The organism is Leptothrix mechoopdaensis (SeqCode) (assembly GCF_053893855.1).
On record NZ_CM132699.1, the window covers coordinates 2,839,644 to 2,854,992 of the forward strand.

The following is a 15,349-nucleotide window of genomic DNA, read 5'->3' on the forward strand; positions in this document are numbered from 1 at the left end:
CGGCCCTCAGGCCAGCGTTCCCAGCACCGCTGCCGCCATCTGGCGCGTGCGGCCTTCCAGATGCTTGAGCTGCACGGCGGCCGCGCCCTCGGCGCGTGCGTTCGCCTCGGCCTGGTCGCGCAGACGGCGTGCCGCCGAGATGCGCACCAGCACCGGCTGGGCCTCCAGCAGCTCGTCGAGCAGTTCCCTCGCCTCGTCGGTCCAGACCAGCTCGGGCAGGGCCCGCGCGGGCGTCGGCGCGGCGCGGTCCATGTCGGTGGCCAGCGGCAGGATGTGGAACAGCGCATCGAACAGCGCGTTGCAGAACTCCTGCACCAGATAGGTCGCCCCGGCATAGCCCATGAAGGGCGTGCCGGTGGCGCGTCGGATCAGCGCACCGGGGAAGCTGGCGGGGATCCAGGTCGGCCGCATCGGTCCCTGGCCCGTCATCTCGGCCAGGTACATGCGCTCGTTGACGCTGCCGTAGAGCACCAGCGGCGTGCTGCCGTGGACCAGCTCGCGCACGCTGGCGTGGTCGGTCTTCTCGCCGGGCTTGCGGGCAATCGCGAAACGGCAGGGCAGGCCCAGCTCGTCTTCCAGGAAGTGCCGCACGCCACGCGTGTAGGTCTCGCTGGCGACGATGGCAAAGCTCGCCGTGCCGAAGAAGTCCTGCGTGACCGAGCGCCACAGGTCCCACACCGGCTTGATGGTGGTGTGCTTCTCGCGCTCGATGAACGGTTCCGGGTCCAGGTGCAGCAGCTCGCCGAGCTGGCGCAGGAAGGCGGTCGTGCTGTGCAGGCCGATGGGCGCCTGCAGGTAGGGCCGCTCCAGCGCCTCGCACAGCAGCCGGCCGAACTCGCGGTACAGGCAGATGTTGACGTCGGCATCGGCCAGCTTGGGCACATCGACCAGGTGGCTGCCCAGCGGGAAGACCAGGTTGACCTCGGCGCCGATGCCCTCGACCAGGCGACGGATCTCGTGCACGTCGCTCGGGCCATTGAAGACGCCGTAGCTCGGGCCGATCAGGTTGACACGCGGCTTCTCGCCGGCCGGCCGTTCGGCAAACGGCTTGCGCTTGGGCACATGCCGGCCGGGGCCGTGTTCGGTCCACAGCCACAGCATCGCGCGGTTGGCGCACTGCCACTGGTCCTCGTCGATCGTGCGCGGCAGGAAGCGGGCAATCGTCGTGCCCTCGGGCGTCACGCCGCCGCCGATCATCTCGGCGATCGAGCCGGTCACGACGACGGCCGGCAGGTCCGGGTCGAGCACCGCATGGGCGCGCTTCATGCTGCCCTCGGTGCCTTCGCGGCCCAGCTGTTCCTCGGCCAGCCCGGTCACCACGATGGGCAGCTCGTGCGGCGGCAGCGCGTCGGTGTAGTGCAGCACAGAGGTCACCGGCAGGTTCTCGCAGCCCACCGGGCCGTCGATGACGACCTGCAGGCCCTTGATCGCGGTGAAGACGTAGACGGCACCCCAGTAGCCGCCGGCCCGGTCGTGGTCGATGACCATCAGATCATCTCCTCGGCCTTGCGGCGCTTCTGGATGCGGATGACCTGGCGACGGGTCTCGGCGCGGAACTCGGGGTGCAGCACCGGCGTCTCGGTCCAGACACCGGCCCGGTCGCCCTGGCCGGCCTCACCGAAGAACTCGTGCATCTGCTCGAAGCGGGCGCGGTTGCCGATCGCGGCGTTGATGACCTGTGCCAGCGAACCCGCACCGGCCGGCCCCATCAGCGGACGGGCCGAGATCAGGTTGGTGAAGTACAGCGCCGGCAGCGCACGTTCCTTGGCGTACTGCACCACCGGCGTGGTGCCGATGGCGAGGTCGGGCCGATGCTGCTCGATCGCGGCGATGTCCTGTTCGAGCGTGGCGCGGTACTGCACCTGCACGCCGCGTGCGGCCAGCCAGGCGCGGTCCGGCTCGGACCACGGCGTGTGCGGGCAGGCGGTGCCGACGTAGGGCACCTCGGCGCCGGACTCGATCAGCAGCCGGGCGACCAGCAGCTCGGAACCCTCGTAGCCACTGAGCGTGACGCGGCCGCGGATCGGCGACTTCGCCAGCACCGCGCGGATCACCGGCAGCACGCGCTGCTTGGCCGCGTCGATCAGCGCCTGCGGCACCTCGGCGGCTTCGCCAATGGCTTGCAGCCACGCCTCGGTGCCGTCATGGCCGACCGGTGCGGAGGCCACGATCGGCCGGCCGGCGGCCTGGAACTCGCGCACGCTGGCCGTGTAGAACGGGTGGATCGCGGCGACGACGGCGCCGTCGAGCGCGGTGTAGAGCTCGCGCCATTCGCGTGTCGGCACGGTCGGGCCGACCGCAAGGCCCATCGGTTCGAGCAGCTGGCCGATCACCATCGGGTCGGCCGGGAACAGCTCGCCCAGCAGCGTCACGCTGCGGCGTCCCGGCACCTGCCGTTCACGCCAGCCTTGCGGTGCGGCGACCGGGCCGGCTTCGGCCTCGGCACGGGCATACCGCAGCATCGCGCCGGCCAGCACGTCCTTGGCCTCGGCATGGGTCGGCACGCCGAAGCCCGGCACGTCGATGCCGATGATGCGCACGCCGTTGATCGCCTTGGGCAGCAGCTGCAGCGGCACGCCGCTGGCGCTCGGCACGCACAGGTTGATGACCACCAGCGCATCGAGCCTGGCCGGATCGGCCTGGGCATGGACGGCCTCGCGGATGTCCTCGAACAGCTTGCCGGTCACCAGGCTCTCGCTGTTGAAGGGCACGTAGCCGACGCTGCGGCGCGCGCCGTAGAAGTGCGACGTGAAGGTCAGGCCGTAGACGCAGCAGGCCGAGCCACTGAGGATGGTCTCGGTGCGGCGCATCCGCAGGCCCACGCGCAGCGCGCCGAAGGCCGGGCACATGCTCTGCGGCTGGTCGTGCGGGCCGGTGGCCGCACTCGGGTAGTCGGCCGCGTACTGCGCCAGCAGCTCGCCCTTGCCGGCGGCGGTGGCCGCCGCGCGCAGCGTATCGGCACCGGCGTGACAGCCCAGGCCGTCGACGGGTTCCGTCGGCGCGGCCGTGGCCGTGGCCAGGGTGGGAGCGGTGTCGGTGCTCATCACGCGGCGTCGTAGACGACTTCGAGGCTCGGGCGGATGGCGTCGTGGCGACCGACCATGTCGAAGGTCGTGGCCGGCTCCATCACGAAGTCGCGGCCGGTGGCCTCGGCCGAGAACAGGCTCAGCAGCTGATCCTGCGTCTGCGGCACCGGCCGCATCGGCGGGGCGCTGGCGACGTTGCTGGCGAGCGTCTCGAACAGCGGTGCCCAGGCGGTGCCGGGACGGCCGACGATCTCGTAGCTCGCGCTCTTGCGGCGGATGTCGTCGTTGGCCGGAATCGCGGCCAGCACGGGGATCCCGGCGTTCGCGGCGAAGGCCGCAGCCTCGCCGGTGCCGTCGTCCTTGTTGATCACCATGCCGGCGACGCCGACATTGCCGCCCAGTCGGCGGAAGTACTCGACCGCGCTGCAGACGTTGTTGGCCACGTACAGGCTCTGCAGGTCGTTGGAGCCGACGACGATGACCTTCTGGCACATGTCGCGGGCGATCGGCAGGCCGAAGCCGCCGCACACCACGTCGCCCAGGAAGTCGAGCAGCACGTAGTCGAAGCCCCAGTCGTGGAAGCCGAGCTTCTCCAGCGTCTCGAAGCCGTGGATGATCCCGCGCCCGCCGCAGCCGCGGCCGACCTCGGGGCCGCCGAGTTCCATCGCGAACACGCCGTCGCGCTTGAAGCAGACGTCGCCGATCGACACCGGCTCGCCGGCCAGCTTCTTGCGCGAGCTGGTCTCGATGATGGTCGGGCAGGCCTTGCCGCCGAACAGCAGGCTGGTCGTGTCGCTCTTCGGATCGCAGCCGATCAGCAGGACCTTCTTGCCCTGCTGGGCCATCATGTAGCTGAGGTTGGCGAGCGTGAAGCTCTTGCCGATGCCGCCCTTGCCGTAGATCGCGATGATCTGCGTGGCCTTGGTGACCGGCGCCCCGCTGGGCTGTTCGGGCTCGATCGCGGCTTCGGCGCGCAGCTCGTCGTGACGCAGCTGCACGAAGCGCACCGGCGCCTCGGCCGGAAGGGTCGGGTGGCTCATGAGGCGTGACTCCAGTCAAGGACCATCTTCAGGCAGCCGGCGTCCGTGAACGCCTGCTGGTAGGCCGACCCGGCGTGCGTGGCACGTTCCTGGTGGGTGATCAGGCCGCCCAGGTCCAGCCGGCCGTCCTGCAGCAGTTGCTGCACGGCGAGCAGGTCGGGACGCTTCCATTCGGCGGCGACGCGGATGCGGGCCTCGCGCATGAAGGCTGGCGGAAAGCTCAGGCTCAGCGGCGCGGCATAGAAGCCCGCCAGCACCACCTCGCCACCGGGCGCCAGGCGCGCCACCAGCGTGTCGAGCAGGCCGGCGTCACCGCTGACGTCGTAGATCGCGTGGTAGTCGCGCCGCGGATCGTCCTCGGGCGAGATGACCCGGTAGCCGTGGGCGCCGGACTGGCGCGCGGGCTGGGTCTCCCAGACCGTGAAATCGGTGTAGCCGGCGGCCACGTTCAGGCGCGCCAGCAGGCGGCCCAGCACGCCGTGGCCGACGATCAGGTCGGGGGGCGTGTGCGGCTCGCCGACACCGCCACCGGAGACGCTGTGATAGGCGGTGGCCGCCAGCGCGATCAGCACCGCATCGGCGCCCAGCGCATCGGCCACCGGCACGACCCGCTGGCCGGGCACGACCAGGCGGGAGGCGGAGGCGCCGAACAGGCCGCGGACCTCGCCGAAGCAGCGGGCACCCGGCACGAAGACACGCTGGCCAAGTCGCACGTCGCTGGCCGAGCCGACCTCGATGACGCGGCCGACCGCCTCGTAGCCCGGCACCAGCGGATAGCCCATGCCCGGGAACATCGGCATGCGGCCGGTCCAGATCAGGCGTTCGGTGCCGGTGGAGATGCCGCTCCATTCGACTTCGACGACGACATCTTCCGGCTCGGGCGACGGCAGGTGCAGACGTGCCAGCTGCAGATGCTCCGGGCGGTCGATCACGATGGCCTGGGTGTTCATGCGCCCGCTCCTCGGCGGTTCATGCCCGTCGGCCGGTTGGTGATCGATGTCTCGTCCATGTTTGTCATCGTAGGCTGACGTAACGCAACGTCAAGCCAAATTTACACTTGGTTTTCCCGGGGTATGAACCGCCGGGCCCGCCTCATTCAGGTAGCCCAGCCGACGGTTTCTCGGCGCTCAGGACCTGCACCAGCAGCGGCTGACGGGTCGCGATGCGGCGCACGCGCTGGAAACCGGCCTCGCGCAGCAGCGCTTCCAGGCGCTCGACCGGCCGGGGTCGGCCCTGCCCCATCGCCAGCAGATAGAAGCCGAAATAGGCATCGCCCATCGCATCGGCGCCGGGCGTGCCGGCCATCGGCTCGGCCAGCAGCAACCGGCCGCCCGGTGCCAGGCAGCGCCACACCGCCTGCAGCATCCGGACCACCGCCGCGTCGTCGTGGTCGTGGACGACCCGCAACAGCGTGACCAGATCGGCACCGGCCGGCAGCGGGTCGTGCAGGAAGCTGCCGGCCCAGACGCGGCTGCGCCCGGCCAGCCCGGCTCGCGCCAGACGGGCGCGGGCCCGTTCGGCGACTTCGGGCAGGTCGAACACCTCCACCTGCAGCGACGCCGCGACGGCCGCCGCCTGTTCGGCAAAGGCGCCCTCGCCGCCGCCGACATCCAGCAGACGCCGGTGGCGGCCGATCGGGCAGGCCTGCAGCACCTGCGCCGCGACCATCGGCTGGGTCGCGGCCATCAGCTCGGAATAGGCGCCGGCCGTCGCTTCACCGCCGTCGCGGCCGGGCCGTCCGGCATAGGGCCAGAAGCGCGCCAGTTCACCGGGCGGCGCCTCGCTGCGCAACAGCGCGACGGGGTCGTCCAGATCCCGGTAGAAGCCGGCGTGATGCCGCACCAGCGCGCGCAAGCCGGCATCGGTGGCCAGCGGCAGACCCAGCGGCCCGAGCCCCCAGCGTCCGCCCGAGCGGCGTTCCAGCAGCCCGAGCGAGCGGGCCGCCTGCAGCAGGCGCTCGCAGCCATCCGGCGGCAGGCCCAGCGCCGCGGTCAGCCGCTCGGTCGTCTGCGGCCCTTCGGCCAGCAGGCGTTCGAACAGCCCCAGCCGGACCCCCGCCAGCAGCACCTGCGAATAGACGAAGCCGGCCATCAGGTCGAACACCTGACGGGCGCGGCGGCGCGCGATCCAGCGTGTCAGCGGCAGCGCCTCGGCCCAGCGGCGCACGTCCGGCCGGGCCAGCAGGCGATCACGCCAGAGCGGCCAGGCGTCGCGCCACGGCGGCCACGGCCAGGTGGACATCGGCAGCGGTCCGTGACCGCGTCAGGCGGCGTGGACGCGCAGCACCGTCGTGCTGACTGGACGGCGGACCTCGGCCAGCCCGCTGGGCACCAGCCGGCGGGCCTCGTGGCGGATCAGCGCCCGGAAGCCGGCCGCGCCGGGACAGTCGGGCACGGCGGCCTCGGTCTCGTCCATCAGGCGGCGGAACTCGTCGAGCGCACCGTCGAGCCCCAGCTCGCGCGTCATGCTGGGCCGGTCCAGCGCGATGTCGCGGTGGACCGGCTTGCCCAGCGCCTGCGCATCACCGGCCACGTCGCGGATGTCGTCGGCGACCTGGTAGGCCTGGCCGAGACGCTCGCCCAGGCAGCGCCACGGGTCCGGCGTCGAGCCGGCCGACTGCGCGCCGGCCATCGTCGCCGCCGCGAACAGCGCACCGGTCTTGGCCTGCTGGTAGTCGCGCAGCGTCACCTGCGGCTCGCACTCCCAGGCCTGCCCGGCGACGATGCCCAGCGGCATCCCGACGCCCCGGCAGACCGTCGCCAGCAAGCCCGGCAGGCGGCTGACATGGCGTCCGCAGCTGCGGCCGATGACCTCGAATCCGGCCACGATCAGCGCATCCCCGGCCAGCACCGCCAGCCGTTCGCCGTAGGCCTTCTGGACCGAAGGGCGGCCGCGCCGGGTCGTCGCGTCGTCGAAACACGGCAGGTCATCGTGGACCAGCGACGCGCAGTGCAGCAGCTCGATCGCGACGGCTGCCGCATCGGTCAGCGCCGGGTCGTCCTCGCCGCAGGCATGGGCCACCGCCAGCACCAGCTGCGGCCGGATGCGCGCGCCGCCGGGAAAGACGGCGTGCTGCATCGCGGCGGCCAGACGAGGCGGTCGCCCGGCGCCCTCGAGCGCCTGAAGGCTGGCGTGCAGGGCACGCTCGATCCGGTCCAGATTCGGCATGACGACCTTTCAGGGGCCGGCCCTCCCCGGCACCCCCGACGGGCACCAGACAAAGTGTCAGCTTAGGCTTACATTAGTTTCTGACACCAAGAATAGACACAGGTCAGGAACCCGTCAATGCAGCCGAGCCCAGGGGCCCAGCGCCACACCGGCACCCGTCCCGCCCGCCACACCCCGCAGGTGCTGGTGATCGGTGCCGGCGTCGGCGGCCTGACCGCCGCCGCGCTGCTGGCGCGTCACGGGCTGCGGGTGCGGGTGCTGGAACAGGCCGCGTCGATCGGCGGCAAGCTTGGCGGCATCGAGGTGGGTTCGAGCCGGCCCGGCCCGGACGGCGGCCCGGGCCACGTCACGCTCGACGCCGGGCCGACCGTGCTGACGATGCGCTGGGTGTTCGACGCGCTGTTCGACACGCTCGGCCTGTCCTTCGATCGCAGCGTCTCGCTGCAGCGCTGCGAGGTGCTGGCCCGCCACGCCTGGGGCGAGCAGTGGCTGGATCTGCTGGCCGACCTGGACGCCAGCGTCGACGCCATCGCCCGGCTGGCCGGCCCGGCCGAGGCGGCCCGCTACCGGGTCTTCTGCCAGCGTTCGGAAACCGTCTTCCGGACCCTGGACGGCACCTTCCTGCAGGCCAGCCGCCCCAACCCGCTGTCGCTGACCGCACGGGTCGGCTGGCGCCACCTGCCCGAGCTGCTGGCCATCGCGCCGTTCCGCAGCCTGTGGGACGAACTCGGCCGCCACTTCCACGACCCGCGCCTGCGCCAGCTGTTCGGCCGCTACGCCACCTACTGCGGCAGTTCGCCGTTCACCGCGCCGGCCACGCTGATGCTGGTCGCGCACGTCGAACGCGCGGCGGTCTGGCAGCTGCCGGGCGGCATGCGGTCGCTCGGCCAGGCGCTGCTGCGCGCCGCGCAGTCGCAGGGCGTGCAGGTCAACTGCGGCCAGCGGGTCGCCGAGATCCGCGTCGAGCGCGGCCGTGTCTGCGGCGTGCGGCTGGCCAGCGGCGAACGCATCGACGCCGACGCGGTGCTGTTCAACGGCGACGCCGCCGCGCTGCAGGCCGGCCTGCTCGGCGAGGCGGTGCGCCACGCCACCGGCCACGGCCGGCCGCTGCCGCGTTCGCTGTCGGCGCTGACGTGGCACTTCGAGGGCACGGTCGACGGCGGCCCGCTGTCGCACCACAACGTCTTCTTCAGCCCGCCCGAGCACGACGGCTACCGGCGCGAGTTCGACGCCATCGCCGCCGGCCACCTGCCCGCCAGCCCGACGGTCTACGTCTGCGCCCAGGACCGCCGGGCCCGCGACGACGTCACCCCACCCGACGGCCCCGAACGGCTGATGTGCCTGGTCAACGCGCCCGCCGAAGGCGCCGGCCGGACCCTGGACGAACAGGAGATCTCCGCATGCGAACAGGCGATGTGGCAACAGCTGGCCCGGGCCGGCGTGACGATGACGCCGACCGGGGGCGCACCGCGGATCACCCGTCCGGCCGATCAGGCGCGGCGCCATCCGGGCAGCCAGGGCGCCCTCTACGGCCCGAGCAGCCAGGGCTGGCGCGCGAGCTTCCAGCGCCCGGCCCACAGGACCCGTCTGGCGGGCCTGTGGCTGGCGGGTGGCACGGTCCACCCGGGACCGGGCGTGCCGATGGCGGCGCTGTCCGGTCGACTTGCCGCCCAGCAGATGCTCGCGGACCTGGCTTCGACGTCGCGGTCCCACCCGGTGGTTATGCCTGGTGGTATGTCGACGCCCTGAGCGAGCCGCAGCCCGACGGCAGTCGCCTGGGACTGGCGCTGATCGCCTTCGTCGGCAGCGTCTTCTCGCCCTGGTACGCCGCCCGCCGCCGTCGCCTGGGCGCGGCCGGCGCACCGGCCGAGGCACATTGCGCGGTCAACCTGGCGCTCTACCGGATCGAGCCGCCGGACCGCATCACCCGTTCGCCCGGCCGCGTCCGCCGCCTCTGGAGCATGACCGAACGCAGCGAGCGCACGCTCCAGCGCGACGCCCGCCACCTGTCGATCGGCCCGAGCCGGCTGCGCTGGCAAGGCCCGGACCTGCTCGTCACGCTCGACGAATGGGCCGTGCCCTGGCCCCGCCAGCTGCGCGGCGAGCTGTGCCTGATGCCGGGCCACGGCCCGTCACGCGAGTTCGACCTCGACGCCGCCGGCCACCACCGCTGGCAACCCGTCGCCCCACGCGCGCGCATCGCCGTCCACCTGTCGTCCCCGGCCTGGCGCTGGCAGGGCGACGCCTACCTCGACCACAACCGCGGCGACCGCCCGCTCGAACACGATTTCGCCCACTGGCAATGGCAGCGCCAGCAGGCCCCCGACGGCCTCGGCAGCCGCATCGCCTACGTCACCCAACCCCGCGACGGCCCGCCACGCGCCCTGCACCTGTCGATCACCCGCGACGGCCGCCTGCAGACGCTGGACCCGCCGGCGACCCACGCCCTGCCGGCCACCGCCTGGGGCATCCCCCGCACCGGCCACGGCCCGCAACCCCTGTCGCTCGCCGGCACGCTGGAGAACGGCCCGTTCTACGCCCGCTCGCTGCTGCAGGACGGCGACGGCGGCCTGGCGGTCCACGAAAGCCTGTCACTGGACCGCTTCGACCGGCGCTGGGTGCAGGTGCTGTTGCCGTTCCGGATGCCGAGGTGGGGGTAGGCGGGGGGTGATGGGGCGGGGGAGCGCGCGTCGGAGGGAGCCCAAATCCCCCCTGCCCCCCCTTTTCCAAAGGGGGGGTTCCGAAGCACCGCGCGATGTTCCCGGTCGGGTTCCCCCCTTCTTGAACGGGGGTTCCGAAGCACCGCGCGACGTTGCCTGGCGGGTTCCCCCCTTCTGGAAGGGGGGTCAGGGGGGATTTGGGCTCCCACCCATCACACCCCCATCACACCCCCATCACACCCCTGATCACCCTCCGACGACACCCTCATTCGCGCTCCTGCCGCTCCCGCTCCTTCAGCCACTGCCGGTTCTTCCACCACTCGCGCAGCGCCCAGGCCATCACGACGCCGAAGACCAGCAGCAGTTCCAGCAGGGCGGCCAGGTCAGACGACATCGTGTGATGCGCGTTCAGCGTGCCGCCGTGCGGGGCGTGTCGGTGCCGGATGCGGCCGGATCGGCGGCGGCGAGCAGCCGGCGATAGTGGTCGGCCAGCGTGTCGCGGCCGGTGGCGGGCGTGAGGTCGTCGCGGTAGCGCGCGCTCACCTCGTCCCAGACCAGCATCGATTCGCTGGCGTAGTAGCGGCCGATGCGGGCGTATTCGGCGCGCGCCTCGACCGCCGCGCGCCAGCGGCGTGGGGTGCAGCGGGCGATGGCGTCCAGCAGCGTGGCGATGCCGTCCAGCAGGCCGACCGGCACGGACTTCACGCGCAGCGGCTGGCCGGTCAGTTCGGCCAGCAGCAGGGCCTGGTCCAGCGGCGTCAGCGCGGGGCCGGGGCCGCCGATCGGCAGGATGCGGCGTTGGCGGGACGGGTCGTCCAGGCAGGCGACCAGGTAGGCGGCCAGATCGGCGTCGCTGATCGGCCGGCAGGCGGTGCCGGTGCCGTCGCCGAAGACGCGGAAGGCGCCACCGCGGCGGACCCGGTCGACCTGGCCGGACAGCGACTTGAAGTAGGCCGTCGGCCGCACGATGACCCAGTCCAGCGTGCTGGCCTGCAGCTCGGCCTCGAAAGCCAGCTTGGCGTGCTGGAAGGCCAGCCGGGGCCGCTGCAGGCAGATCGCCGACAGCAGCACGAACTGGGGCACGCCGGCCGCCTGGGCGGCCTGCAGCGCGTGCCGGTGCGCGAGGTGGTCGATCGCCTGCGCCTCGGCCGCCACGCCGGTGCGCGAGGCCAGGCAGCTGAGCACCGTGCGGACCGGCCCGATGCGCGAAAGAACATCAGCGACGACGCCCGGCTCGGCCACGTCGCCCCAGACCAGCGTGACGCCGGGCAAGGCTGCGGCAACCTTGGCCGGGGCGCGATCCGCTGGACGGCGCACCAGCACGACGACGTCATGCCCGGCCAGCCGCAGGGCCCGGGCGGTGGCCCGGCCGATGGTGCCGGTGGCGCCCAGCAGCAGCACCCGGCCGCCGCGCGACCGGGGTGATACGCGGGCGCTCAGGTCAGCCGGCGCCATGGGCATCGCTGCGCAGGAAACACCGTTGCGCCGCATCGGCCCAGGCGGCGTGTTCCTCGCCCTTGCTGTGATGCAGGCCGGCCAGCGCGCCATGCAGCAGCTTGCGGGTCAGCGTGGCCGACAGCAGCTGCAGCACCTCGTCGACCGGCGCGCCCCGGGCCAGCGCGCGGCGGGCGCGTTGCAGTTCCTGCTCGCGCCAGGACTCGCCCCGCGCCAGCACCGACTGCACCAGCGGCACGCTGGCGCGGCGGGCCAGCCAGAGGCGGAAATGGTCGACGCCGGCGTCGACCAGCGACTCGGCGGCCTGGACGGCAGCCAGCCGGCGTTCACCACCCTCGGCAGCCCGGCTGGCCAGGTCGTCGACGGTGTAGAGGTAGACATCGTCCAGCTCGCCGACCTCGGCCTCGATGTCGCGGGGCACGGCCAGGTCGAACATCAGCATCGGACGGCGGCGGCGCAGCCGCAGGGCCCGCTGCACGGCACCCAGGCCGACCAGCGGCAGGCTGCTGGCGGTGCAGCTGACGATCAGGTCGAACTCGTGCAGGCGGCGGTCCAGCCCGACCAGCGGCAGCGCCGTGCCGCCGAGCCGGCCGGCCAGCGCCTCGGCGCGTTCGAGGCTGCGGTTGGCCACGGCGATGGCGGCGGGCGATCGGGCGGCCAGGTGGGTCGCGACGAGGTCGATCATCTCGCCCGCCCCGATGAACAGCACACGTTGCTGGCTCAGGTCGCCGAACAGCTGCACGGCGATGCGCACGGCGGCTGCCGCCAGCGAGACCGGGTGCGCGCCGATCTCGGTGCCGCTGCGCACGGCCTTGGCGACCGCGAAGCTGCGCTGGAACAGCTGCTGCAGCGTGCCGCCCAACATGCCGGCCTCGTCGGCCGTGCGCACCGCCGTCTTGAGCTGGCCGAGGATCTGCGGCTCGCCCAGCACGGCCGAATCCAGCCCGGCGGCGACGCGGAAGGCGTGGCGCGCCACGTCGGCGTCCTGGTGGACATAGCGGTGCGGGCGCAGGTCTTCCGGGCCGGCGCCGCCCTGGGCCGCGAACCACGTCTCGACCGGCGCCAGCAGCTCGGCCGCATCGGGCCCGCCGAGGTAGAGCTCGGTGCGGTTGCAGGTCGACAGCAGCGTCAGCCCGGTGGCCGGCGCGCCACGCGCCAGCAGGTGGTCGCGCAGGTCCTGCAGCGTGGCGGCCAGCCGGTCGACCGGCACCGCGTAGCGGCCACGCAGATCGAGCGGCGCGCTGGCGTGGTTCAGGCCGACGGCGAGCAGGCTGGCCGGCAGGCTGGTGGGCATCGAGGACATCGTCGGGGCGGTCAGGGCCTGGGCGGTCATGCCGTCCTCCGTCTGCTGGAAAGCCGATCGAACAGGTTGATGACGAACTCGGCCGCGCCTTGCGGTGCCGGTCCGGGCTGCTGCGCCACGGCGTCCAGCAGCGGCTGGTTGGCCGGCAATGGCGGCTCGCGCAGCGCGGCGGTCGATGGCCGCAGCGCCACGCTGCCGCGCAGCACCAGCGCCAGCTTGTGGTGGCCGCTGACACGCGCACGCCGGCTCAGGCCATCGCCCCCGGCGGCGCGGACGCGGTGGCCGATGGCGGCGTACATCAGCCGCGCCGCGTTGATGCCGGGCCGGCAGGCCAGCGGCAGGCTGGCGATGCCGGCGGTGGCGCGGGCGTAGAGCCGGTCGGCCTCGTCAAGAAGTCGCAGCACGACAGCCTCGACCCGCGCGTCGCGGCGCGGTGCGGCGCGCCAGGCGGCGATGGCGGCGTCGTCCATGCCGGCCTCGCGCAGCCAGGCCTTGGGCAGGTAGAGGCGGCCCAGCCGCAGGTCGTCGCCGACGTCGCGGGCGATGTTCGACAGCTGCATCGCCACGCCCAGGTCGCAGGCGCGGGCCAGGGCATCGGGCGAGCGGGTCTCCATCAGCAGGCTCATCATGGCGCCGACCGATCCGGCGACCCGCGCGGCATAGGCCTGCAGCTCGGGCCAGGTCTCGTACTCGCGGCCATCGGCATCCCAGGCCAGGCCGTCGAGCAGGAACTCGGGCAGCGCCTTCGGGATGGCGTAGGCGACCACCACGCCAGCGAGCGCACGGTCGGCCGCATGCGGCTCGGGCTGGGCGGCGTAGAGGCGATCGAGCCGGTGCTGCAGGCGTGCGACGGCGGCGCGTTCGGCATGGGCAGAGCCGCTCTCGTCGACGGCGTCGTCGGCCAACCGGCAGAAGCCGTACAGCGCGCTGGCAGGGGCCCGGACCCTTGCAGGCAACAGCAGCGAGGCGGCGTGGAAGGTGCGGCTGTTGTGGCGCAGCAGCGTGCGGCAGGCGGCCACGTCGGACCACCAGTGCTGGGCCAGCGCCGGCTCAAGCGAGGCGATGGGCGGGGTGGCCATGCGGGCTTTCGTGACGGTCATCGCCGCTGGCGGCATCGGGGCGGCGCAGCGCATCGGCGTGCGGCACGATGCGGTCAAGCACCTTGGCCGAACTGAGCACGCCCGGCACGCCCGCACCGGGATGGGTGCCGGCGCCGACGAGGTAGAGCCGGTCGACCTCCTCGCTGCGGTTGTGCGGCCGGAACCACGCGCTCTGCGTCAGCACCGGCTCGAACGAGAAGGCCGCACCGTGAACGCTGCCGAGCCGGTCCTGGAAGTCCTGCGGCGTCATCACCCGCGAGGTGGCGATCTGCGCGCCCAGGCCCGGCAACAGCGTCTCTTCCAGCCGCTGCTGGATCAACTGGCGATAGGGCTCGGCGCGCTGCTGCCAATCGACCTTCGCGCCCAGGTGCGGCACGGGGGCCAGCACGTAGAAGGCATCGCAGCCGGCCGGCGCGAGGCTCGGGTCGGTGGCGGTCGGGCGGTGCAGGTAGAGGCTGAAGTCGTCGGCCAGGTGGCGACGCCGGAAGATGTCGTCCAGCAGCGGCCGGTAGCGCGGCCCGAGCACGATCGAGTGGTGCGCCACGTCCGGGTACTGGCAGCGGGTGCCGAAATACCAGACGAACAGGCTCATCGAATAACGCGCGCGGCTCAGCTTGCGGTCGGTCCAGCGGCGCCGGTGCTGCGCCGGCAGCAGGTCGCGATACGTCGCGGCGGCATCGGCGTTGGAGACGACCACGTCGGCCGCCAGCCGCTCGCCGCTGGCCAGCCGCACGCCGCAGGCCGCGCCGTTCTCGACCAGGATCTCGCGCACCGATTCCTGACAGCGCAGCGCCCCGCCCTGCCCCTCGATCAGGCCGACGAGACCGCGCACCAGCGCGCCGGTGCCGCCCATCGCGAAATGCACGCCCCAGCGCCGCTCCAGGTAGGCGATCAGGCAGTAGACGGCCGTCGTGCTGTAGGGGTTGCCGCCCACCAGCAGCGACTGGAAGGTCAGGATGACGCGCAGCTTCTCGCTGCGGACGTGTTTGGCGGCCAGGCCGTGCACGGTGCGCCAGCCTTCGAGCTTGAGCAGGTCGGGCAGAACCCGCGCCATGTCGCTCCAGCGGTCGAAGGGCACGTCGGCGAGCTGCTCGAAGCCGACCTTGAAGATCGCCTCGCTGGCGCGCACGAAGGCCTCGTAGCCGGCGACGTCGTCGGGCGCGATGCGGGCGACCTCGCGGCGCATCGTCTCGGCGTCGCCGCAGTGGTCGAACACGGTGCCGTCGTCGAAACGGATGCGGTAGAACGGCGTGACCGGCCGCAGCTCGACGTCGTCGGCCAGACGGCGGCCGCACAGCGTCCACAGTTCCTCGAACAGGAAGGGCGCGGTGATGACGGTCGGGCCGGCGTCGAAGGTGTAGCCGTCCTGCCGGTGCACGTAGGCCCGGCCGCCGGGGGCGTCGAGCTGTTCCAGCACGGTGACGCGGTAGCCCCGGGCACCCAGCCGAACGGCGGCGGCCAGACCGCCGAAGCCGCTGCCGATGACGACCGCATGCGGGCGCCGGTCAACGGCCGGGGGTGGCACCGAAGGTGTCGTCGAAGGTGGCACCGCATCTGTCAACATGAATTGATCATATGAATGTAAAGTCAAGTTGAC

General features: G+C 72.8%; 13 protein-coding genes. 2 read left to right on the forward strand and 11 right to left on the reverse strand.

Annotated elements, in window-relative coordinates:
• Positions 1 to 6: 6 nt before the first annotated feature.
• From bchZ to ACWA7K_RS12345, 6 genes are all read right to left on the reverse strand, one after another.
• Positions 7 to 1,491 (reverse strand): chlorophyllide a reductase subunit Z, encoded by a 1,485-nt coding sequence (bchZ, locus tag ACWA7K_RS12320; RefSeq protein WP_456168796.1) that lies wholly within the window; start codon positions 1,489 to 1,491, stop codon positions 7 to 9.
• Positions 1,488 to 3,044, reverse strand: coding sequence for a chlorophyllide a reductase subunit Y (gene bchY / locus ACWA7K_RS12325; protein ID WP_456161700.1), 1,557 nt, complete (start codon positions 3,042 to 3,044; stop codon positions 1,488 to 1,490). The genes bchZ and bchY overlap by 4 nt, the downstream gene beginning before the upstream one ends.
• Positions 3,044 to 4,066 (reverse strand): chlorophyllide a reductase iron protein subunit X, encoded by a 1,023-nt coding sequence (locus ACWA7K_RS12330; RefSeq protein ID WP_456161701.1) that lies wholly within the window; start codon positions 4,064 to 4,066, stop codon positions 3,044 to 3,046. Before ACWA7K_RS12330 ends, bchY begins: the two co-directional genes overlap by 1 nt.
• A complete protein-coding gene (gene bchC, locus ACWA7K_RS12335) occupies positions 4,063 to 5,016 on the reverse strand; it encodes a chlorophyll synthesis pathway protein BchC (protein WP_456161702.1) in 954 nt (317 codons plus the stop codon). The genes ACWA7K_RS12330 and bchC overlap by 4 nt, the downstream gene beginning before the upstream one ends.
• 142 nt (positions 5,017 to 5,158) lie before the next feature.
• Positions 5,159 to 6,307 carry a methyltransferase gene (locus tag ACWA7K_RS12340; protein ID WP_456210125.1) on the reverse strand — a complete coding sequence of 383 codons (1,149 nt, stop codon included), beginning with the start codon at positions 6,305 to 6,307 and terminating at the stop codon, positions 5,159 to 5,161.
• 21 nt (positions 6,308 to 6,328) lie between these two features.
• Complete coding sequence (locus ACWA7K_RS12345) at positions 6,329 to 7,234, reverse strand: polyprenyl synthetase family protein (protein ID WP_456161704.1); 906 nt, start codon at positions 7,232 to 7,234, stop codon at positions 6,329 to 6,331.
• Between the two features lie 117 nt (positions 7,235 to 7,351).
• On the opposite strand from ACWA7K_RS12345, the gene crtD reads away from it, so the two are divergent.
• Positions 7,352 to 8,983 carry a 1-hydroxycarotenoid 3,4-desaturase CrtD gene (gene crtD / locus ACWA7K_RS12350; RefSeq protein WP_456161705.1) on the forward strand — a complete coding sequence of 544 codons (1,632 nt, stop codon included), beginning with the start codon at positions 7,352 to 7,354 and terminating at the stop codon, positions 8,981 to 8,983.
• Between the two features lie 212 nt (positions 8,984 to 9,195).
• Positions 9,196 to 9,894, forward strand: coding sequence for a carotenoid 1,2-hydratase (locus ACWA7K_RS12355; protein WP_456161706.1), 699 nt, complete (start codon positions 9,196 to 9,198; stop codon positions 9,892 to 9,894).
• A 265-nt stretch (positions 9,895 to 10,159) separates the two neighbouring features.
• Here the strand turns inward: ACWA7K_RS12355 and ACWA7K_RS12360 are convergent, their stop codons facing one another.
• From ACWA7K_RS12360 to ACWA7K_RS12380, 5 genes are read right to left on the reverse strand one after another with little or no spacing between them, the layout of a single operon-like run.
• A complete protein-coding gene (locus tag ACWA7K_RS12360) occupies positions 10,160 to 10,288 on the reverse strand; it encodes a hypothetical protein (RefSeq protein ID WP_456161707.1) in 129 nt (42 codons plus the stop codon).
• Positions 10,289 to 10,302: 14 nt separating this feature from the next.
• Positions 10,303 to 11,349, reverse strand: coding sequence for an NAD(P)H-binding protein (locus tag ACWA7K_RS12365; protein ID WP_456161708.1), 1,047 nt, complete (start codon positions 11,347 to 11,349; stop codon positions 10,303 to 10,305).
• On the reverse strand, positions 11,336 to 12,682 hold the full coding sequence (gene hemA / locus ACWA7K_RS12370; RefSeq protein WP_456161709.1) for a glutamyl-tRNA reductase: 1,347 nt from the start codon (positions 12,680 to 12,682) through the stop codon (positions 11,336 to 11,338). The genes ACWA7K_RS12365 and hemA overlap by 14 nt, the downstream gene beginning before the upstream one ends.
• Entirely contained in the window at positions 12,679 to 13,731 is a 1,053-nt protein-coding gene (locus tag ACWA7K_RS12375; RefSeq protein ID WP_456161710.1) for a phytoene/squalene synthase family protein, read from the reverse strand. The genes hemA and ACWA7K_RS12375 overlap by 4 nt, the downstream gene beginning before the upstream one ends.
• Positions 13,703 to 15,316: a phytoene desaturase gene (locus tag ACWA7K_RS12380; protein ID WP_456210127.1), complete on the reverse strand. Its 1,614-nt coding sequence runs from the start codon at positions 15,314 to 15,316 to the stop codon at positions 13,703 to 13,705. The genes ACWA7K_RS12375 and ACWA7K_RS12380 overlap by 29 nt, the downstream gene beginning before the upstream one ends.
• Positions 15,317 to 15,349 lie beyond the last annotated feature (33 nt).

Bases quoted from the DNA above. Each gene is read 5' to 3' on its own strand.
- bchY (WP_456161700.1), bottom strand. From the start codon at position 3,044: ATGAGCACCGACACCGCTCCCACCCTGGCCACGGCCACGGCCGCGCCG.
- ACWA7K_RS12330 (WP_456161701.1), bottom strand. From the start codon at position 4,066: ATGAGCCACCCGACCCTTCCGGCCGAGGCGCCGGTGCGCTTCGTGCAG.
- bchC (WP_456161702.1), bottom strand. From the start codon at position 5,016: ATGAACACCCAGGCCATCGTGATCGACCGCCCGGAGCATCTGCAGCTG.
- ACWA7K_RS12340 (WP_456210125.1), bottom strand. From the start codon at position 6,307: ATGTCCACCTGGCCGTGGCCGCCGTGGCGCGACGCCTGGCCGCTCTGG.
- ACWA7K_RS12345 (WP_456161704.1), bottom strand. From the start codon at position 7,234: ATGCCGAATCTGGACCGGATCGAGCGTGCCCTGCACGCCAGCCTTCAG.
- crtD (WP_456161705.1), top strand. From the start codon at position 7,352: ATGCAGCCGAGCCCAGGGGCCCAGCGCCACACCGGCACCCGTCCCGCC.
- ACWA7K_RS12355 (WP_456161706.1), top strand. From the start codon at position 9,196: ATGACCGAACGCAGCGAGCGCACGCTCCAGCGCGACGCCCGCCACCTG.
- ACWA7K_RS12360 (WP_456161707.1), bottom strand. From the start codon at position 10,288: ATGTCGTCTGACCTGGCCGCCCTGCTGGAACTGCTGCTGGTCTTCGGC.
- ACWA7K_RS12365 (WP_456161708.1), bottom strand. From the start codon at position 11,349: ATGGCGCCGGCTGACCTGAGCGCCCGCGTATCACCCCGGTCGCGCGGC.
- hemA (WP_456161709.1), bottom strand. From the start codon at position 12,682: ATGACCGCCCAGGCCCTGACCGCCCCGACGATGTCCTCGATGCCCACC.
- ACWA7K_RS12375 (WP_456161710.1), bottom strand. From the start codon at position 13,731: ATGGCCACCCCGCCCATCGCCTCGCTTGAGCCGGCGCTGGCCCAGCAC.
- ACWA7K_RS12380 (WP_456210127.1), bottom strand. From the start codon at position 15,316: ATGTTGACAGATGCGGTGCCACCTTCGACGACACCTTCGGTGCCACCC.